The sequence below is a fragment of the Telluria sp. ZB4P36 genome, assembly GCF_059685865.1.
In genome coordinates this window covers 180,712-199,028 of sequence record NZ_JCASIE010000008.1, presented here as the reverse complement: position 1 = coordinate 199,028, position 18,317 = coordinate 180,712, and the positions used below count along the sequence as shown (strand labels likewise).

The following is an 18,317-nucleotide window of genomic DNA, read 5'->3' as shown; positions in this document are numbered from 1 at the left end:
GTCGACGCCCGAGGAGCGGGTGCGCTTCTCGCGCACGCTCGAGACCAGGCGGTGGGCCAGCATGTAGGCGTCGCCGTTGGCGCTGGCACCCTGGCCCAGCAGCCACTGCACGGCCTCGGCTTCGTCGCGGCGGTAGGCATTGGTGATGGCTTCGCGCAGCGGGGTCTGGTCGCGCTTGACCTCGAGCTGGAGCGCGTCGAAGGGGACAAAGGTGGAGGCCGTGGTGCCAGCCAGGGCGGCGTCGATCTGCATGGTGACTCTTCTAAAAAGGAAACGGGAATCGGGCCCCATGCGGCAAAAAACGCCGTACCGCAACAAGGGCGGACGGCGTGCTGTGGAACACGATCGAATGATTCGATTGTAGAAGGAAATCTTCTGGATTAATTCTGTTTTTAAGACAGACTAGCAAAAGATAGTTTTTGGTGAGACAATCTGACCGAATAATATTTACATGGCAGGAGACGGACCATGCTCGACAAGATCAGTAAGAAAATTCTGGCGGAACTCCAGAATGACGGACGAATCAGCAACGTCGAACTGGCTGCACGGGTCAACCTCTCTCCCGCCGCCTGCCTGGAGCGCGTGCGCAAGCTGCACGAATCCGGCTACATCATGGGCTATACCGCCCAGCTCAACCCGCAGCTGCTGGACGTCTCGCTGCTGGTCTTTATCGAAGTGGTACTCGATCGTACCACTCCCGAGGTGTTCGATGCCTTCAAACAGAGCGTCCAGATGATTCCTGAAGTGCTCGAGTGTCACATGGTCGCGGGCGGCTTCGACTACCTGGTCAAGGCGCGCGTGAAAGACATGGCGGCCTACCGCGAATTCCTGGGCAAGACCCTGCTGCAGAAAGGCGTGCGCGAAACGCACACCTATGCGGTGATGGAAGAGGTCAAGAACACCACCAAATTGCCGATCCGCTGAGCGGACCGGCCACTCACACGACCTTGCGTGCGCCGGTCTTCGGCGCCGCAGTTTCCGACATGGTTTCCAGATTCTTGCGCAGCCAGCGGTGCGCCGGGCTGCGGCCGTCGCGCTCGTGCCAGAGCATGTCCAGGTGCACGGGTGGCAGCTGGAAGGGCAGCTCGCGCCACACCAGCGCGTCGGTCATGCCGGTCGAGACCATCAGGTGCTTCGGCAGTACTGTGATCAGGTCCGAATTCGCCACCACCCGCCCCGCCGTGAAGAATTGGTTCACCGTCAGCAGGATGCGGCGTTCGCGGCCGATCTGGGCCAGGGCTTCGTCGACCAGGCCATGCGCGCGTCCGGAGAAGCTCACCAGCAGGTGATTCGCCTTGCAGTAGGTATCGAGGTCCAGCTTTTCCTTGGCCAGCGGGTGGTCCTTGCGCATCACGCACACGTACACGCCGGAATACAGGCGCTCGTGGCGGATCGGCGAGCCGGTTTCATAGGACAGCTGGGCCGCTACGCCCGGGAAGAAACCGACCGCCAGGTCGATGTCGCCGCGCAGCAGCATCGGCCGCGGTTCGCGCGTCGTCAGGGGCACCATGCGGATGTTCACGCCCGGCGCTTCGCGCTCGATCGAGCGCATCAGCGAAGGCAGCCACAGGGCGGCGGTGGCGTCGGCCATCGCCATCCGGAAGGTGGCTTGCGCCTTCGAGACGTCGAAGGTTTCCGGCATCACGGCCGCTTCCAGCGCGGCCAGGGCCTGGCGCACGGCCGGCCACAGCGCTTCCGCACGCGGGGTCGGCTTGACGCCGTAGGCGGTGCGGATGAGGAGTTCGTCCCCGAGGCTTTCGCGCAGCCGTTTGATGGCGTTCGATACGGCCGGCTGGGTCATCGCGAGGTGCCCGGCGGCGCGGGTGAGGTTTTGCTCGGTCATCACTGCGTCGAACACGCGCAGCAGATTCAGGTCAAGCGTCAGAAAGCTCATGGGAACTTATTGATGGCATACAGGAAGTGTTACCAGTGTACCTCAAGTATTCATGAAATGCATAAGCGACATCAGGGAACAAAATTAGATTTATATGTTGCATCGCACTATATTGCTTACAACTGAACAATTCACTCACCATGTCTGCCTCGTTGACCCTCATCCAGACCGCCGGCGCTGCCGTTGCAGCCGTTCCCGTCGGCCAGGTCCTCCGTACCGCCACCGGCCTTGCCCTGCTGGGCGGTGTGGCCATGTTCTTCCGTCCGCTGCTGGTCGGTATCGGCCGCGCCGCCGTGCTGGCCGTGCGCCCGCGTCCGCCGAAAGCCCACCGGGCCAAGCGCCACTGATTCACCTTCCTCCGTTGAACGCGGCCTCCGATCCGGACGCCGCGTTTTTTTTCGCCCGTTTCTCCCGTCCTTTCCGGTTTCTTCGGTGACTCTTCGTTACCGGGGTTTTCTCGCGTCGACGATTTAACAAAGTTCATGAAGAGTCAGCATCGGGTCTCGGGAAGGGTTTCTGTAACTCGGGATATGAGCGTGTAATTGCAGAGGTTCGATGCATGTTGAGCGAAAAAGATGAGTTATGCAGCTTTGCGGCAGATCTTTTAAAAAGCACGGTTAACAAGGATACTTAGCGGACGTTGCTCGCATGAAGATGTAATATTGATGAGATATACGTGGTGTTTGACACAGTTCACGTTCTATTCATTCGTATCGATGAGTATTGGTAATTTTCAGGAACAGTCGATTATTTGCGCTCGCAATTGAGCTGGTCCGACGACTCTTCGATGATGGACAGGATGGCGCCGGTATCGGACGGTTTGCCCAGTTCTTCGGCTTCGCGGTCGACCTTGTCGCGGACGTTGGGCATGTCGCGCCGCAATTCCTCCAGCATCTGGATGATCTTGCTGTTCTTTTCCTCAGCCAGCAGGTTGACCTGGAGGTCGAGGTGGGCGTGGTGGTTGGCGAGGATGGACATGCGATTCTGGCGAATCAGCACGGTGGTGGAGATCACGAAGGCATTCAGGGCAATCAGGCCCTGCAGCCAGAAGAAGGGCGGCTCGTCCCATTGCGTAAAGCCGAGTTCGGGCGCCGCCAGGTTCCAGGCGATCCAGAGGACGACGAAGACCAGGTTGCCGACGATATAGGCCGGGCTGCCGAGGAAGTAGCTGATCTTTTCGACGGCCCGCTGTACCGGCGACAGGTTTTCGTTATGCCGCGCATAGAATTCGGACACCGTGCCGAGGTGTTCCTGGAAAGCGGAAGGCAGGGCTTCCTTGCGATCGTCGGGCGTCTCCATGAAATCAGGATAGCACCGTCGCAGGCCGCCTTATGCGCGTGCGCGCACACAGGCCTGGGTGTGACAAGGAAAGAAAAAGCCGGCGTGAAAGCCGGCTTGGGATCAGGTCTCCGCCTTGGGGGCGGTCAGGCGTTCGTATTTCGCCTGAAGCTGTTCGCGCGTTTCGCGCCATTCAGGATTCAGGGGAATGCATGCGACCGGGCACAGCACGGCGCAGGTCGGCTCGTCGAAATGGCCGACGCATTCGGTGCATTTGTGCGGATCGATCTGGTAGAACTCGGCGCCCATCGAGATGGCGTCGTTCGGGCATTCGGGTTCGCAGACGTCGCAGTTGATGCAATCGTCGGTAATCATCAGTGCCATGGTGGTACTCGTTCCTTGTTGCTCAGGCTGCCGGGGCCGCCTTCATCGCTGCGATCTTCTTCTGCAGCCAGCGGTCCACCGACGGGAAGACGAATTTCGACACGTCGCCGCCCAGCATCGCGATCTCGCGCACGATGGTGCCCGAAATGAACTGATATTGGTCGGACGGGGTCAGGAACAGGGTCTCGACATCCGGGAGCAGGTAGCGGTTCATGCCCGCCATCTGGAATTCGTATTCGAAGTCGGACACCGCGCGCAGGCCGCGCACGATCACGCGCGCATCGTGCTGGCGCACGAAATCCTTCAGCAGGCCGGAAAAACTTTCCACTTGCACGTTCGGATAATGGCCCAGCACTTCGTTGGCGATTTCCAGGCGCTCGTCGAGCGAGAAGAAGGGTTTCTTGTTCTTGCTGTCGGCCACGCCGACCACCAGGCGGTCGAACAGGCCCGATGCACGGCGCACCAGGTCCTCATGGCCACGCGTGAGCGGATCGAACGTACCTGGATAAACGGCTACAACCATTGCGGCTCCCTTGGAGAATCACCCTGTAAGAACGCGCATTATGCCTGAAAATCCGGCAGCCGCCCCAGCGGGGGGCGGTCTTTGCCCAATCCTTGTGCAGTTTTGGCCGCTCAGGCGTCTTTCTTGTGCAACTTCAGCAGGTAGTAATAGACCATGCCGGCCTTGTCCGAGCGAATCGCCTCCCAGCCGGCCAGCCACTCGGGCAGCTCACCCTCTTCCAGCGGCAGCGGCTCGCCGGTTTCCGCATACACCATGCCGTCTTCGCTGAGGATGGCCGGGCACAGCGGCAGGATCTGGGTGAGCAGGCCCAGCTGGTAGGGCGGATCGAGGAAGATCACGTCGACACGCTGACCGCGTGCCGCCAGGTCTTTCACCAGCGCCAGCGCATCGGTGCGCAGCACCTTGACCTTGTCGGCCTTCAGTTTTTCGCGGTTGAGCTCGAGCTGGCGTGCCGCCGGACCATGGTTATCCACCATGGTCACCGATGCCGCGCCGCGGCTGGCGGCCTCGAAGCCGAGCGCGCCGGAACCGGCAAACAGGTCGAGGAAGCTGGCGCCGGCGAAATCGCCGCCGAGCTGGTGCCGGATCCAGTTGAAGACGGTCTCGCGCACGCGGTCCGGCGTCGGGCGCAGGCCCTCGGCCTCGAGGACCGGCAGCAGGGCCCGTTTCCAGGCGCCGCCGATGATGCGCACCTGGCGCGGCGCCAGGCGGGGCGATCCGTGGGAAGGCCGTTGCGGGCCCCTGTTCGATGGTGGTTTGGAGGACTTCTTTTGCATGGGCGGCACTATAGCATGCGGGGTGTGCCGCCCTTCCCGGCTACTTATTCAGTGCTTGTTCACTGCCTGTCCAGTGCTTGCCCCGGGCTTGTCCACCGACTTATCCACTGGTCATTTCCCGGCCGCCAGGGCCTGGAAGTCGTTGATCCATCCCTGCATGCGCTCGTGTGCGTGCTTCTTCTGCGCCGGGGTGGTGGTGCGGATGGCGGTCAGCATGAACTTGGTGGTCTGGTCGAGGTAGTTGTCATAGAAGGCCTTGCGCTCGGGAGACTCCATGCGGCCGAAGAGTTCGCGCTGCATCGCCGTGATCTGGGCGGCCGCCTGCTCGCGGTTCGGTTTCTCCTGCTGGAACTTGCGCAGCAGGCTCAGGATGCGGCGCTGGCGCCAGACCCGCTCTTCCAGCCAGAGCTCGCCATCGAGCGGACGGGCATCGGAAGCCTTGCGCAGGATGTCTTCCTGCTCGCTGTTGAAGTTGCCGAACCACAGTTCGAGCTGGTCCATCGCCTTCTTGAAGCGGGCGCGCTGGCGTTTCTCGGTGTTACCTTCAATATATTTCTTACGATATTCCGCGTTCTTTGAGATGAACTTGCGTTCGATGTCGGCGATCTGATCCGGCTTGATCGACAGTGCGAGGGTGGTCAGTTCCGGCACGGCGCGCAGGGCCAGGCGCTCGCCACGCACGCGGATTTCTTTGTAGATGCCGATCAGGTCGGCCTGGGCCGGATTGCCGGCGAGTTCACGCTGCATCGTGCCGAGCAAGCTCGCATAGTCGCGCAACTGGGTCTGGCGGTGCCATTGGAACAGCTTGTCGATGTCGCGTTTGGCGAGGTCGGCCTGCTCGCCTTCCAGATCGGCATAGGAATCCAACCACCAATACAGTAAGGTATCGCCCTGGTTGTAGGTAAAACGTACCGAGCTGCAGCCCGCAACGAGGGCCATGAGCGCAATCAGGCAGAGCGCAATAGTGCGTCGGAACATGTTATCTGGCGTGTTAAAATTTTTCATATTATCAACTTTTTTAGGACGGCTTATGAACGTTGTCATCCTCGCCGCCGGCATGGGAAAGCGCATGCAATCCGCGCTGCCGAAAGTCTTGCATCCATTGGCGGGGAAACCGCTGTTGCGGCATGTGATCGATACTGCCAGCAGCTTATCGCCGAGCAAATTATGCGTGATTTACGGTCACGGAGGCGCAGCGGTGCCGGAAATGGTCGCCCAGTTGGGAGCAGCGATCGATACCGCCCTGCAGCAGCCGCAGCTCGGTACCGGCCATGCGGTGATGCAGGCGGTGCCGCAGCTGGATGAGAGCGTGCCGACCCTGGTGCTGTACGGCGACGTCCCGCTGACCACCGCCGCTTCGCTCGCCCGCCTGGTCGAGGCCGCCGGCAAGGACAAGCTCGCCATCCTGACCGTCGAGCAGGCCAATCCTTTCGGCCTGGGCCGCATCGTGCGCGAGAATGGCAACATCGTGCGCATCGTCGAAGAGAAGGACGCCAGCGAAGCCGAACGCGCGATCCGCGAGATCAACAGCGGCATCATGTGCATCCCGACCGCCCACCTCAAGAAATGGCTGGCCGCGCTGTCGAACAATAATGCGCAGGGCGAATACTACCTGACCGACATCGTGGCCCAGGCGGTTGCCGATGGCGTGCCGGTGGTGTCGGCCCAGCCTTCCGCCGAATGGGAAGTGGCCGGCGTCAACAGCAAGGTCCAGCTGGCCGAGCTCGAGCGCCGCCACCAGCTGAACATCGCCACTGCCCTGCTGGAACGCGGCGTGACCCTGATGGACCCGGCCCGCATCGACGTGCGCGGCGAGCTGGTCTGCGGCCGCGATGTCGTGATCGACGTCGGCTGCGTGTTCGAAGGCCGTGTCGAACTGGCCGACGGCGTCACGGTCGGCCCGCACTGCGTGCTGGTCAACGCCAGGGTCGGCGCCGGGGCCCAGGTCAAGCCCTTCTGCCACATCGAAGACGCCGTGGTCGGCGACAAGTCGCAGATCGGCCCCTACGCGCGTCTGCGCCCGGGTACCGAGCTGGGCGAGGACGTCCATGTGGGTAACTTCGTCGAGATCAAGAACAGCCAGGTCGCCGCACACAGCAAGGCCAACCACCTGGCCTACGTGGGCGACGCCACCGTGGGCTCGCGCGTGAACATCGGCGCCGGCACCATCACCTGCAATTACGACGGTGCCAACAAGTTCCGTACCGTGATCGAGGACGATGCCTTCATCGGCAGCGACAGCCAGCTGGTGGCCCCGGTCACCGTGGGCAAGGGCGCGACCCTGGGTGCGGGCACCACCCTCACCAAGGATGCGCCGGCGGGCAAGCTGACCATCTCGCGTCCGAAGCAGATGACCGTCGAAGGCTGGTCGCGTCCGGTGAAGACCAGGAAGTAATCCACCGGCTAGGCACAGGAAAATCACAGGGTAATCACATGCTTATCCTGTGGTTCTCCGGGTGCCAATCCACAAAGTTATCCACAAGCTGGCTACACGGCAATCCGGGTGTCGAACTTGGAGCGGTGGGTGGAAAAATAGGCTTTCACGTTGCGGACGTTGGCGTGCGCCGTGAACAGGCGGTGGGCCAGCGCGTGGTAGGCCGGCATGTCGGCCACCTGGACGATCAGTACGAAATCCGGGCCCGGCGTGACGCGGTAGCACTGCAGCACCGCGGGGTCGGGCGCCACCAGGGTTTCGAACTCGTCCATGCGCTCGGCCGCCTGCACGTCGAGCGTGATCTCGACGATGGCGCTCAGGCGTGCGCCGACCTTGGCCGGATCGACGATGGCCACCTGGCGTTCGATGACGCCGCTGTCGGTCAGCTGTTTCACCCGGCGCAAACACGTGGGCGGTGAGACGTGGACGAGTTCGGCCAATTCCGCATTCGTATGCGATGCATCAGCCTGCAATGTATTCAGGATGCGACGATCGAGCTCGTCTAAATCTAGTTGATCTGACATCGAATGAAATAAATATAAAGGAATGCAGTGAAAATGAAAGAATATTTCACGTTTTTGTGTCTGTGAAATAATCTATCAAAATCGCAGGAATTCTGAAAGCTTATTTCAATTGAGTTGCTCTACGATAGGTTTCATTGCAATCTATCTTTCAACGAGGTCAAACATGTGCGGTATCGTCGGTGCAGTCGCCAAGCGCAACATCACTCCAGTCCTGATCGAGGGCCTGAAACGCCTGGAATACCGTGGCTATGATTCCTGCGGCGTCGCCGTGCACCTGGATGGCAAGCTGACCCGTGCACGCAGCACCTCGCGCGTGGCCGAGCTCGAAGACCAGGTGCGCGAAGCCCGCCTCGACGGCTTCACCGGCATCGCCCACACCCGCTGGGCCACCCACGGCGCCCCGGCTTCGCACAATGCCCACCCGCACTTCTCGCCGACCGAAGAGAACGCGCGCATCGCACTTGTCCACAACGGCATCATCGAAAACCACGACGAGCTGCGCGCCGAACTGAAAGGCCTCGGCTACGAGTTCACCAGCCAGACCGACACCGAAGTCATCGCCCACCTGGTCGATCACATGTACAACGGCGACCTGTTCGATACCGTCCAGCAGGCCGTCAAGCGCCTGCATGGCGCCTACGCGATCGCCGTGTTCTCGCGCGAAGAGCCGCACCGCGTGGTCGCCGCCCGCCAGGGCTCGCCGCTGATCGTCGGCGTGGGCGAGAACGAGAACTTCGTCGCCTCGGACGCGATGGCGCTGGCCGGCACCACCAACCAGATCATCTACCTGGAAGAAGGCGACGTGGTCGACCTGCAGCTGGCCCGCTATTGGATCGTCGACAGCGAAGGCCGTTCGGTCGAGCGTGAAGTGAAAACCGTGCACGCCCACACCGGCGCCGCCGAGCTGGGCCCGTACCGCCACTACATGCAGAAAGAGATCTTCGAACAGCCGCGCGTCATCGGCGACACCCTCGAAGGCGTGACCGGCATCATGCCGGAACTGTTCGGCGACGGCGCCTACGGCGTGTTCAAGGAAATCGACCGCGTGCTGATCCTGGCCTGCGGCACCAGCTACTACGCCGGCCTGACCGCGAAGTACTGGATCGAATCCATCGCCAAGGTGCCGGTCAACGTCGAGATCGCCAGCGAATACCGCTACCGCGACAGCGTCCCGCACCCGCAAACCCTGGTCGTCACCATCTCCCAGAGCGGCGAAACGGCCGACACCCTGGCCGCGCTGAAGCATGCACGCAGCCTCGGCATGCCGCACACGCTGACCATCTGCAACGTCTCCACCAGCGCCATGGTGCGCGAGTGCAAGCTGGCCTACATCACCCGCGCCGGCGTCGAAGTGGGCGTGGCCTCGACCAAGGCGTTTACGACCCAGCTGGCCGCCCTGTTCCTGCTGACCCTGACCCTGGCGCAAGTGAACGGCCGCCTGACGGAAGCGGAAGAGGCCGAGCACCTGAAGGCGATGCGCCACCTGCCGGTCGCGCTGAGCTCGGTGCTGGCGCTGGAGCCGCAGATCATGGCCTGGGCCGAAGAGTTCGCACGCAAGGAAAACGCGCTGTTCCTGGGACGCGGCATGCACTATCCGATCGCCCTCGAAGGCGCGCTCAAGCTGAAGGAAATCTCGTACATCCACGCCGAAGCCTACCCGGCGGGCGAGCTGAAGCACGGCCCGCTGGCGCTGGTGACCGAAGAGATGCCGGTGGTCACGATTGCCCCGAATGACGCGCTGCTGGAAAAGCTGAAGTCGAACATGCAGGAAGTGCGCGCACGCGGCGGCCAGCTGTACGTGTTCGCCGACGTCGACTCGCGCATCACCTCGGGCGACGGCCTGCACGTGATCCGCCTGCCGGAACACTACGGCGACCTGTCGCCGATCCTGCACGTGGCCGCGCTGCAGCTGCTGGCGTACCACACCGCGCTGGCGCGTGGCACCGACGTGGACAAGCCGCGCAACCTGGCGAAGTCGGTGACGGTGGAATAAAGCGGCGGCGCCCTCGTGGCGCGCCCGTTGTGAACTACAAATAAAGTCTGACACAAACAAATAAAGTTTGGCACAACATTGGGCCTCGACACTTTGTGTTGAGGCCCTTCTTTATTGCTAGAGCTAAACAGCGATATCTCAAGCAAACACCAACGCGAGCCAGCCGGCTTTATCAGGAGCATTCAAGACGTCCTGCGCTTCGGTCATGGATATCGTTCGCACATCGATGGGCAGGCTTCCCAGCATTGCCGCCTCGGGTATATATGACAGATCCGGCACGATCACTTCATTGTCTGGTGTGGCCGCATAGCCCAGCTAGCCACGTTGCGCTCGCGAATCTGTATCGCTGCGGCTTCTGCAGGCGTAGCGGGCGTGCGCGCTCGGCCGCCTCGTATCGCTTCTACCCGCGCGAGCAAATTAGCAGTCCCCACCTCGGTCATCAGTGAAGTAGCAAACTCGGCATGCAATCGCAGGTTTGGCGCCTCCGTCCGGGCGGCCGCCGGTCGCTCGCCATGAGGTATCCAATAACTACCAGGCCCGTCCGCCGCGCATTCCTCGTCCTGGCGAATGCGCACTGACGCGGCCGCGGCGGTGTCCCCGTGCGCTTCCGGCAGCGCGCCAGCAAGGCTTGTTTCTACGTGTTTACTGGTGGAAGCGTCTCCAGATTCACTCGTACCCGACCCAGCAGTTCCAGCAGCTGCAATCGCTCAGCGACCGTTAGTCCATGGCTTGCCGCTGTGACGAGGTCATCGCGCTGATCCTGCATCGATTTCTGGCGTGCCAGCGCTTGCTCAGTCAGATGAAAGCGCATGACTCGACGGTCATTCTTATCTGTCTCTGCCGAAAGCCATCCACGCTCTCGTAGTCCGGTGACAAGCCTTCCAAGCTGTCCTTTGTCGCGTCCTGCATGTTCCACCAGTTCACCCAGCGATCCTCCAGGGTGGTGCGAAAAGTAAAACAGCACCCGGGCCTCGAGCGGCGTCAAGTCTTCTTGCCCACCTCTCAATGCTTGCAGTTGGCGCGCACGGGCCAAGTGAGCAACAGCTTGAACGACTTCAAGGATCTCACGAACGTTGGGATCGCTCACATCGTTGACATTGTCTATAAGTTTTTGCATAATTGTAGATATTATCAACGAATTACGGGTTCATCGTGTATTCATCTTCATGTCGCACCGGGCACGCGCGTTCGTTTCGAGGCACGCCGCCGAGTAGTAACGGTGCGCAGCGTAGAGAGAATCAGCAAAAATTTCGTACGCATCATATTTGAAGGGAGCAAGCTTTGCGACTTCCAATCCATGGGTTTGATGATCACATCAAGATTGCCGTGCCCGTGCAGGAGGGGGAAATCGGGTTGCGGGATTTTACTCCATTCGAATTCGACATCACGCGCGCCGAACTGACGATCGATTTCGCGCTGCATGACACTGCAGCGCGTCGTCGCCAAGAGGGCAATGCCTGGAGTGAACATGGTTGTCGTTGCTCATCACAATCTGCCGGAAGACATGTTTTCGGTGCCGCTCTGCGCTGGGGCGACATCTAACGCGGCCTGACCTTCCACTTGCAAGCACGCGGAAGATACACCCTGCTGTTGAAGCACTCCTTAAGATAACCGGATCCACTACATGCGCACTCCAGAGACTTCTCCCCAGGATGCCGGCCAGACGGCCGGGGTTCCCGCCGTGCCGATCCGCGGTGCTCTCGCGGCGCTCTCACTGTCGATGCTGCTTCCCGCCCTCGGCACGAGCATCACCAACGTGGCGTTGCCGAACATGACCACGGTGTTCCGCGCGCCTTTCCAGGATGTCCAGTGGGTCGTGCTGGCCTATCTGCTGGCTATCACCACGGTGATCGTCGGCGTTGGGCGCCTGGGCGACCTGATCGGGCGCCGGCGCCTGCTGCTGGCCGGAATCGGACTGTTCGCCTTCGCATCCGGGATGTGCGCGCTGGCAGACACGCTCTGGACGCTGGTGGGCGCGCGCGCCGCACAGGGGCTGGGTGCGGCCGTGATGATGGCGCTGAACATGGCGCTTGTTGCCCAGGCCGTCCCCAAGTCCCGCAGCGGCAGAGCCATGGGTCTGCTGGGAACCATGTCGGCCATCGGCACCACGCTCGGCCCGGCACTGGGCGGCCTGCTGATCGAACGCTACGGCTGGCCGTCGCTCTTCGCGATTAACGTGCCGCTGTCCGTCGCGGCCCTGCTGCTGGTGTTGCGCTACCTGCCGGCCGATCGCGCCGATAGCGAGGCCGTGCTGCCTCACTTTGATTACATGGGCATGCTGCTTCTGGCCGGCGCGCTGTGCGCTTATGCGCTTGCGATGACTCTCGGCCGGGGCCAGTTCGACCAGCGCAACCTCGTCCTGCTGCTGGGCGCCATGCTGGGTATCGCGCTGTTCGTTCATGTCGAACGCAGGGCCCAGGCGCCGCTGATCCAGCTGGCCATGCTGCGCGCGCCCCTGCTCGGCGCCGGCCTTGCCGCCAGTGCGCTGGTGTCGACGGTGATGATGGCGACCCTGGTAGTCGGTCCATTCTATCTTGCGGGCGGCCTGCTGCTCGGCCCCGGCATGGTCGGCATGGCGCTTGCTGCCGGCCCCTTGATAGCGGCTTTCTGCGGCGTGCCGGCCGGGCGCTTGGTGGACCGTTTCGGCGCGGGGCGTATGTCCAGTCTGGGCCTGCTCGGGGGGGCCGGCGCCTGCGCCGTATTGGCGCTGTTGCCCCCCGGCCTGGGCCTCGCCGGCTATGTGGGGCCGATATCGGCCCTCACGGCGTGCTATGCGTTATTCCAGGCGGCCAATAACACAGCCGTCATGAGCGATATTCCTGCCGACCAGCGCGGGCTGGTGTCCGGAATGCTCAACCTATCCCGCAATCTTGGTTTGGTTACTGGCGCTTCCGTGATGGGCGCGTTGTTCGCCCTGGCGACGTCCACGGGCGACATGGATAACGCGGGCCCGGCTGCCATCGCGCGCGGCATGCGCACGACGTTTGCCGTCGCCGCCGTGCTGATCCTTGCAGCAGCGGCCATCTGCGCTGCCGCGCGCGCCAAGATCAACCGTCCTTCGCCATTGGAGACCTGAAAGATGATCCGTTCCATTCCTGCCCTATCCCTGCTGGCGCTGACCGCCATCGCCGGCGCGGTTGCCATGTCCGGCTGCAGCCGCTTGCAAGCTGCCCCAGGCGCACCGCCACCGGTCCCTACCGTGGTCGTGGCGCACCCTGAGCGTTCGATGGTGCAGGACACCATGGATTACACGGGCCGCATCGCGCCGTCCCAGCGCGTCGAAGTGCGCTCGCGCGTCTCCGGTTATCTGCAGCAGATCGTCTTTCACGACGGCCAGCAGGTCAAGGCAGGCGACCCGCTGTTCGTGATCGATCCCCGTCCGTTCGCTGCCGTGCGCGACCGGGCGCTGGCCGCCCTTGCCCAAGCCAAGGCGCGCGAAAAGCTGGCTGCCGTCCAGTACGAGCGGAGCGACAAACTGCAGCGGACCGGAGCGGCCAGTCAGGAAGAACTGGAGCGCGCGCGCGGCGAATACGAAAGCGCGCACGCCGCGGTTCTGCTCAGTCAGGCCGAACTGAGAAGCGCGGAGTTGGAACTGTCCTTCACCACCGTGCGCGCGCCGATCACCGGTACCGTCTCGGACCGCCGCGTCGACGTCGGCAACTACGTGACCGGCGCCTCAGCCCAGTCCGGGGTCTTGACCACACTCGTCGCCCACGATCCGGTGCGCGCCGTCGTCGACCTGGCGGAAAGCGACTTCCAGCGTCTGCGCCACCTCGAAAAGCTGCCCGGCAAAGTCGAGTTGACGCTTGCTGCCGGCGCGGCGGTCCGGGCGGCAGCCGTCGACTTCGTCGACAACGAAATCAGCGCCCGATCAGGCACCGTGCGCCTGCGCGCCAGTCTGCCCAACGCGGATCGCGCCGTCATGCCCGGCAGTTTCGCGAGCATGCGCATTCCGGTAGGCGGGCTCCAGAAACGCCTCCTCGTACCCGGGTCCGCCGTGATAAGCGACCAGGACAAGAAGATGGTCTTTGTTGTCGACGTCAACAGCAAGGTCGCTCCACGCAAGCTGGTGCTGGGCGGTCTGGTGGGCGATAAACAGGTGGTGGTATCGGGCCTGGCGCCTGGCGAACGCGTGATCGTCTCCGGCGCCGCCAAGGTGCGGCCGGGTGACCATGTCAAGGTGGCGCACGCGGCCGCCGCCGGCATCTAAGGGAGCACACCATGCGCTTTTCCGATTTTTTCATCCGACGTCCGGTTCTTGCGATCGTATTATCGCTCTTTATCACCCTGGCCGGGCTGGTGGCCGCCGGCCGTTTGCCGATTTCCGAATTTCCCGCAATCGTGCCGCCCACGGTGACCGTCAAGGCCAACTATCCCGGCGCCTCGGCCCAGGAAATCGCCGATAATGTGGCCGCCCCAATCGAGCAGGAGCTTAACGGCGTGGATGGCATGCTGTATCTGTCGTCGCAGTCGATCGGCGACGGCAAGCTGACTATCAGCGTGGTGTTCAAGCCGGGAGTGGATGTCGACCAAGCTCAGTCGCTGGTACAGAACCGTGTGGCGATTGCCGAGTCGCGCCTGCCGGACGCCGTACGGCGCCTGGGACTATCGGTAAAAAAGACGTCGCCCGACCTGTTGATGGTGCTGTTGTTCAATTCCCCGAATGGTAGCCGTGACCAGCAGCACATCTCGAACTTCATCAGCACCCGCGTCAAGGACCGGCTGGCCCGGATCGAAGGCGTGGGCGACATCAATAGCCGCGGCGCGCGTGACTTCTCCATGCGCATCTGGCTCGATCCTGCCCGCGTGGCTTTGCTCGGTCTGACCGCGCCTGAAGTCATCGCCGCGGTACGGCAGGCCAATTCGCAGGTTGCAGCGGGCGTTCTGAACCAGCCGCCGGTCGGCGGCGACGGTGCTTTCCAGGTGCAGGTACAGGCGCAAAGCCGCCTGCGCGGCGTGGCCGACTTCGAAGCGATCGTCGTGGCTTCTCACCCGGACGGCGGGGTGGTGCGCCTTCGCGACGTGGCGCGCGTCGAGATGGGCGCGCAGGATTATACGGAGAGCGGCTTCGTCGACAACCGTACGGCCGTCGCGTTGAGCATCACCCAGCTGCCTGGCTCGAATGCTTTGGACACCGGCAAACAGATCTTGGCCGAAATGGAGCGAATGAAGGCCGAGTTTCCTGATGATCTGGTTTATCACTCGTACTACAATCCGAGCGAGTTCATACGCGACTCGATCGACAAGGTGCGCGACACCATCTTCGAAGCGGCCCTGCTGGTGAGTTTGGCGATGCTGGTGTTCCTCGGTTCCTGGCGCGCCGCCATCATTCCCATCCTGGCCATTCCGGTGTCGCTGGTCGGCAGCTTCACGCTGCTGTCGACCCTCGGTTATTCGCTCAACACGCTGTCCTTGTTCGGCCTCGTGCTGGCGATCGGCATCGTGGTCGACGACGCCATCGTGGTGGTGGAAAACGTCGAGCGCCACATGGAAACGGGCTTGAGTCCCCTGCAGGCAGCGCAGCGCAGCATGAGCGAAGTCGGCTTCGCGCTGATTGCCATCGCGCTGGTGCTGGTCGCCGTGTTTGTTCCCACCGCCTTTATCGACGGCATTTCAGGCATGTTCTACCGCCAGTTCGCCGTGACGATCGCCGCGTCCACCCTGATTTCGGCGCTGGTGTCGCTTACCCTGTCACCGGCACTGGCGGCACTGCTGCTCAAGCCCCGTCATGATAGCCGCAGCCTAGGCGCGCGCTGGATGGCCGTGTTCGACCGTGTATTTTCCAGGCTGACCGGGTCCTACGTTCGCCTGACGAAGCTGACCTTGTCGCGCCGCTGGCTGATGCTGCCGGTGTATCTGGGCCTGGTCGGGCTCACTGTCTGGCGCTTGGACATCACCCCGACCGGCTTCGTGCCTCAGCTCGACCGGGGCTACGCGATCGTCTCGATCCAGCTGCCGCCTGGCTCGACGCTGGCGCGTACCACCGAGGTGGCGCGCGATGCCAGCGCGCGCCTGATGAGCCATCCGGGCGTGGCGCATACAGCCGCATTCGTCGGCACCGACGGGGCCACCTTCACCTCCGCGCCCAATGCGGCCGTGATCTTCACCATGTTCAAGGATTTCGGCGAGCGCGCCAGCGCCGACCTGGACGGCCCGGTGATGCTCGGTGCCCTGCGCGGCAAGCTGGCGCCGATCAGCGAGGCACGCACGATGGTGATCCCTCCTCCGTCCGTACCCGGTATCGGCACCGGCGGCGGCTTCAAGCTGCAGATACGCGATACGAGCGGGCAGGGAGCGCAGGCCCTGCAGAAGGTCGCCCGAGGTCTCGTCGAAGAAGCAAACAAGCTGCCTTCGGTGGCCAATGCCTTCGCCCCGTTCAATGCCATGACCCCGCAGATCAAGGTCGACCTGGACCGCACCAAGGCCGAGTACCTGGGCGTGCCACTATCCAGGGCCAACGAGATCCTGCAAAGTTATATGGCGCCGGTGTTCGTCAACGACATGAACCTGATGGGGCGGGTCTGGCGTGTCACTGCACAGGCCGATGCACCATACCGGCAGGGAATCGAGGATCTGGCCGCCCTCAAGACCCGGGCCGTCAGCGGCGCCATGGTTCCGTTGGGCAGCCTGGCAAGCTTCACCCAGGAAACCGCACCGTTCCGCGTGCCACGCTATAACCTGTATCCAAGCGCCGAAATCCAGGGCGCCACCAGGCTCGGGTTTTCGACCGGCCAGACCATTGCTTCGATGGAAAAGCTGCTCAAGGAGCGCCTGCCGGCCGGGTTCGACTACGAATGGACCGAACTGGCCCTGCAGGAGAAGCAGGCCGGCAGCACCGCTGGCGTGCTCGCCTTGTCCGTGCTGTGCGTCTACCTGCTTCTTGCTGCCTTGTTCGAGAGCTGGCTGCTGCCGCTGTCGGTGGTGCTGATCGTACCTGCCTGCGTACTGGCCGCGCTATCAGGCGTGTCCTGGCGCGGCATGGACAATAACGTGTTGACCCAGATCAGCATCGTCGTACTGATCGGCCTGGCCGCCAAGAACGCCATTCTGATCGTCGAGTTCGCCCGGCAGTCGATGGCTGCCGGTGCTGACCGCCGCGACGCGGCGATCGCTGCGGCCCGCACCCGCCTGCGCCCGATCCTGATGACGTCCCTCGCTTCCCTGTTGGGCGCCTTGCCGCTGATGCTGTCGACCGGTCCGGGCGCAGAAATGCGCCAGTCGATGGGAACGGCGGTATTTGCCGGCATGGTCGGGGTGACCTTGTCGGGATTGTTGTTCACGCCGCTGCTGTTCACTGTGCTGACGCCGCGTCGCAGCACGCGCGCACTGCAAGCGGCACACGTTGAGGAGGAGCCCGCATGAAAGTACATATTGCAATCTGCATCGCCCGGCCCGCTGCATCGATGCTGGCCAGCCTGCTGCTGCTGACTGCGTGTGCGTCAAGCGTACCGCAAAAGAGAGTGCCTGACGCGGCAAAGCTGTCCGCGCTGCCGTCGGGCACTGGCGCGGACGGCCTGCAGCCTGGCACGCCGCCGACGCTGTGGTGGCGCGAACTGGGCGACGCCCACCTGGAGCAGCTGGTGCAACGCGCCTGGCGCGACAATCACGACCTGCGTATCGCTGCCGCCCGGCTGGATGCTGCCGGCGAGTACGCCGCGGCTGCGCGTGCGTCGCGCCGGCCTTCGTTCGAATTGCAGGCGCAGGGTGGGCGTGCACGGGCGGCGGCGATCGAAACGAATGACGGCCGGTCGCGCGTGGCCGAGCCGGTCCAATGGGGTGCGCTGCTGGGCTGGGAGCTGGATCTATTCGGCCGCGTGCGTCAAAGCATCGCGGCGGCGCAGGCGTCGGCCGAAGAGCAGGCGGCGCTGCGCGATGATGCGGAGATCGCGGCGCTCGACCGCCCTGTCCCGCTTGCACTGCCCCGGGCGCTGGTTTCGGACGAACCGGCGCGCCTGCTGCTGCGCCGCCCGGATCTGCGCGCTGCGGAACGGGCCTTGGCGGCAGCAGAAGCGCGGGAGGGAATGGCCCTGGCAGACCGCTTCCCGCGCATCAGCCTGGCTGGGCTGTTCGGCGCATCGGTCGTTGCCGAAGACTGGACCGGGGGCGAAAACAGACGCTGGCAAGCCGGCGCCGCGTTGGGACTGCCCCTGTTCGACGGAGGCGCCCGGCGCGCTCGCGTGCGTGCGGCCACCGCCGAGGTAGAGGCGGCGCGCGCAGCCTACGAGAAAGTGCTGGCGTTGGCGCTCGAAGACACTGACAACGCAATCTCACGATGGTCTCAGCTTCGCCACCGTCATGCCGAGCTGGAACAGGCCCATCAGCTGGGACAGGAAAGCGCGCGACTGGTGCGGGTGCGTTTTCAGGAAGGGGGAGAAAGTCTGCTGGGCGTGCTTGAGGCCGAACGCATTGCGTTGGCCGCGCAGGAGGAATTAGCGGGTGCCCGGCGTGATCTTGCCATCGCCACTGCGCGCAGTTATGTGGCCATGGCCGGTGGGTTTGACCTGCCCTGAG

At 63.1% G+C, this 18,317-nt stretch carries 18 protein-coding genes; 8 read left to right on the top strand and 10 right to left on the bottom strand.

All coding sequences use genetic code 11. From position 1 onward, the window contains the following. Nucleotides 1-252, bottom strand: a 252-nt coding sequence (locus tag AC56LK_RS13405) for a hypothetical protein (RefSeq protein WP_497184995.1), incomplete at its 3' end; no start/stop codon positions are given. Nucleotides 253-468: 216 nt separating this feature from the next. Between AC56LK_RS13405 and AC56LK_RS13400 the strand changes: the two genes are divergently transcribed. Beyond that, a complete protein-coding gene (locus tag AC56LK_RS13400) occupies nt 469-924 on the top strand; it encodes an Lrp/AsnC ligand binding domain-containing protein (protein WP_005664065.1) in 456 nt (151 codons plus the stop codon). A 13-nt stretch (nt 925-937) separates the two neighbouring features. On the opposite strand, the gene AC56LK_RS13395 is transcribed toward AC56LK_RS13400, so the two are convergent. Beyond that, nucleotides 938-1,894, bottom strand: coding sequence for a LysR family transcriptional regulator (locus tag AC56LK_RS13395; protein ID WP_436108521.1), 957 nt, complete (start codon nt 1,892-1,894; stop codon nt 938-940). Between the two features lie 140 nt (nt 1,895-2,034). On the opposite strand from AC56LK_RS13395, the gene AC56LK_RS13390 reads away from it, so the two are divergent. Then, entirely contained in the window at nt 2,035-2,241 is a 207-nt protein-coding gene (locus AC56LK_RS13390; protein WP_497184994.1) for a hypothetical protein, read from the top strand. 400 nt (nt 2,242-2,641) lie between these two features. Here the strand turns inward: AC56LK_RS13390 and AC56LK_RS13385 are convergent, their stop codons facing one another. The 5 genes from AC56LK_RS13385 to AC56LK_RS13365 all read right to left on the bottom strand — a co-directional run bounded on the left by AC56LK_RS13385 (nt 2,642) and on the right by AC56LK_RS13365 (nt 5,794). After that, nucleotides 2,642-3,193, bottom strand: a complete 552-nt coding sequence (locus tag AC56LK_RS13385; RefSeq protein ID WP_497184993.1) for a DUF1003 domain-containing protein — start codon at nt 3,191-3,193, stop codon at nt 2,642-2,644. Nucleotides 3,194-3,295: 102 nt separating this feature from the next. Continuing rightward, complete coding sequence (locus AC56LK_RS13380; protein WP_436108518.1) at nt 3,296-3,556, bottom strand: YfhL family 4Fe-4S dicluster ferredoxin; 261 nt, start codon at nt 3,554-3,556, stop codon at nt 3,296-3,298. A 22-nt stretch (nt 3,557-3,578) separates the two neighbouring features. After that, nucleotides 3,579-4,079: a pantetheine-phosphate adenylyltransferase gene (gene coaD / locus AC56LK_RS13375; RefSeq protein WP_258827195.1), complete on the bottom strand. Its 501-nt coding sequence runs from the start codon at nt 4,077-4,079 to the stop codon at nt 3,579-3,581. A gap of 110 nt (nt 4,080-4,189) precedes the next feature. Further along, on the bottom strand, nt 4,190-4,855 hold the full coding sequence (gene rsmD / locus AC56LK_RS13370; protein ID WP_497184992.1) for a 16S rRNA (guanine(966)-N(2))-methyltransferase RsmD: 666 nt from the start codon (nt 4,853-4,855) through the stop codon (nt 4,190-4,192). A gap of 111 nt (nt 4,856-4,966) precedes the next feature. Continuing rightward, on the bottom strand, nt 4,967-5,794 hold the full coding sequence (locus AC56LK_RS13365) for a DUF6279 family lipoprotein (RefSeq protein WP_497184991.1): 828 nt from the start codon (nt 5,792-5,794) through the stop codon (nt 4,967-4,969). Between the two features lie 91 nt (nt 5,795-5,885). Here AC56LK_RS13365 and glmU point away from each other — a divergent pair, with 91 nt between their 5' ends. Continuing rightward, nucleotides 5,886-7,250: a bifunctional UDP-N-acetylglucosamine diphosphorylase/glucosamine-1-phosphate N-acetyltransferase GlmU gene (gene glmU / locus AC56LK_RS13360; RefSeq protein ID WP_497184990.1), complete on the top strand. Its 1,365-nt coding sequence runs from the start codon at nt 5,886-5,888 to the stop codon at nt 7,248-7,250. Nucleotides 7,251-7,342: 92 nt separating this feature from the next. On the opposite strand, the gene AC56LK_RS13355 is transcribed toward glmU, so the two are convergent. Then, a complete protein-coding gene (locus AC56LK_RS13355) occupies nt 7,343-7,813 on the bottom strand; it encodes an Lrp/AsnC family transcriptional regulator (RefSeq protein WP_497184989.1) in 471 nt (156 codons plus the stop codon). Between the two features lie 163 nt (nt 7,814-7,976). Between AC56LK_RS13355 and glmS the strand changes: the two genes are divergently transcribed. Then, on the top strand, nt 7,977-9,806 hold the full coding sequence (gene glmS / locus AC56LK_RS13350) for a glutamine--fructose-6-phosphate transaminase (isomerizing) (RefSeq protein ID WP_497184988.1): 1,830 nt from the start codon (nt 7,977-7,979) through the stop codon (nt 9,804-9,806). Between the two features lie 634 nt (nt 9,807-10,440). Here glmS and AC56LK_RS13345 read toward each other — a convergent pair. Then, entirely contained in the window at nt 10,441-10,923 is a 483-nt protein-coding gene (locus AC56LK_RS13345) for a MarR family winged helix-turn-helix transcriptional regulator (RefSeq protein ID WP_497184987.1), read from the bottom strand. 47 nt (nt 10,924-10,970) lie between these two features. Continuing rightward, a complete protein-coding gene (locus AC56LK_RS13340) occupies nt 10,971-11,276 on the bottom strand; it encodes a hypothetical protein (protein WP_497184986.1) in 306 nt (101 codons plus the stop codon). A 154-nt stretch (nt 11,277-11,430) separates the two neighbouring features. Between AC56LK_RS13340 and AC56LK_RS13335 the strand changes: the two genes are divergently transcribed. From AC56LK_RS13335 to AC56LK_RS13320, 4 genes are read left to right on the top strand one after another with little or no spacing between them, the layout of a single operon-like run. After that, entirely contained in the window at nt 11,431-12,882 is a 1,452-nt protein-coding gene (locus AC56LK_RS13335; protein WP_497184985.1) for an MFS transporter, read from the top strand. A gap of 3 nt (nt 12,883-12,885) precedes the next feature. After that, the gene (locus tag AC56LK_RS13330) at nt 12,886-14,016 is read left to right on the top strand and encodes an efflux RND transporter periplasmic adaptor subunit (protein ID WP_497184984.1); all 1,131 of its coding nucleotides are present in this window, start codon (nt 12,886-12,888) and stop codon (nt 14,014-14,016) included. An 11-nt stretch (nt 14,017-14,027) separates the two neighbouring features. Then, nucleotides 14,028-17,168, top strand: a complete 3,141-nt coding sequence (locus AC56LK_RS13325; protein ID WP_497184983.1) for an efflux RND transporter permease subunit — start codon at nt 14,028-14,030, stop codon at nt 17,166-17,168. Further along, nucleotides 17,165-18,316, top strand: coding sequence for a TolC family protein (locus tag AC56LK_RS13320; protein ID WP_497184982.1), 1,152 nt, complete (start codon nt 17,165-17,167; stop codon nt 18,314-18,316). The genes AC56LK_RS13325 and AC56LK_RS13320 overlap by 4 nt, the downstream gene beginning before the upstream one ends. Nucleotide 18,317 lies beyond the last annotated feature (1 nt).

Coding starts and splice junctions, on each gene's coding strand:
- AC56LK_RS13400 (WP_005664065.1), top strand. CDS start 469: ATGCTCGACAAGATCAGTAAGAAAATTCTGGCGGAACTCCAGAATGAC.
- AC56LK_RS13395 (WP_436108521.1), bottom strand. CDS start 1,894: ATGAGCTTTCTGACGCTTGACCTGAATCTGCTGCGCGTGTTCGACGCA.
- AC56LK_RS13390 (WP_497184994.1), top strand. CDS start 2,035: ATGTCTGCCTCGTTGACCCTCATCCAGACCGCCGGCGCTGCCGTTGCA.
- AC56LK_RS13385 (WP_497184993.1), bottom strand. CDS start 3,193: ATGGAGACGCCCGACGATCGCAAGGAAGCCCTGCCTTCCGCTTTCCAG.
- AC56LK_RS13380 (WP_436108518.1), bottom strand. CDS start 3,556: ATGGCACTGATGATTACCGACGATTGCATCAACTGCGACGTCTGCGAA.
- coaD (WP_258827195.1), bottom strand. CDS start 4,079: ATGGTTGTAGCCGTTTATCCAGGTACGTTCGATCCGCTCACGCGTGGC.
- rsmD (WP_497184992.1), bottom strand. CDS start 4,855: ATGCAAAAGAAGTCCTCCAAACCACCATCGAACAGGGGCCCGCAACGG.
- AC56LK_RS13365 (WP_497184991.1), bottom strand. CDS start 5,794: ATGGCCCTCGTTGCGGGCTGCAGCTCGGTACGTTTTACCTACAACCAG.
- glmU (WP_497184990.1), top strand. CDS start 5,886: ATGAACGTTGTCATCCTCGCCGCCGGCATGGGAAAGCGCATGCAATCC.
- AC56LK_RS13355 (WP_497184989.1), bottom strand. CDS start 7,813: ATGTCAGATCAACTAGATTTAGACGAGCTCGATCGTCGCATCCTGAAT.
- glmS (WP_497184988.1), top strand. CDS start 7,977: ATGTGCGGTATCGTCGGTGCAGTCGCCAAGCGCAACATCACTCCAGTC.
- AC56LK_RS13345 (WP_497184987.1), bottom strand. CDS start 10,923: ATGCAAAAACTTATAGACAATGTCAACGATGTGAGCGATCCCAACGTT.
- AC56LK_RS13340 (WP_497184986.1), bottom strand. CDS start 11,276: ATGTTCACTCCAGGCATTGCCCTCTTGGCGACGACGCGCTGCAGTGTC.
- AC56LK_RS13335 (WP_497184985.1), top strand. CDS start 11,431: ATGCGCACTCCAGAGACTTCTCCCCAGGATGCCGGCCAGACGGCCGGG.
- AC56LK_RS13330 (WP_497184984.1), top strand. CDS start 12,886: ATGATCCGTTCCATTCCTGCCCTATCCCTGCTGGCGCTGACCGCCATC.
- AC56LK_RS13325 (WP_497184983.1), top strand. CDS start 14,028: ATGCGCTTTTCCGATTTTTTCATCCGACGTCCGGTTCTTGCGATCGTA.
- AC56LK_RS13320 (WP_497184982.1), top strand. CDS start 17,165: ATGAAAGTACATATTGCAATCTGCATCGCCCGGCCCGCTGCATCGATG.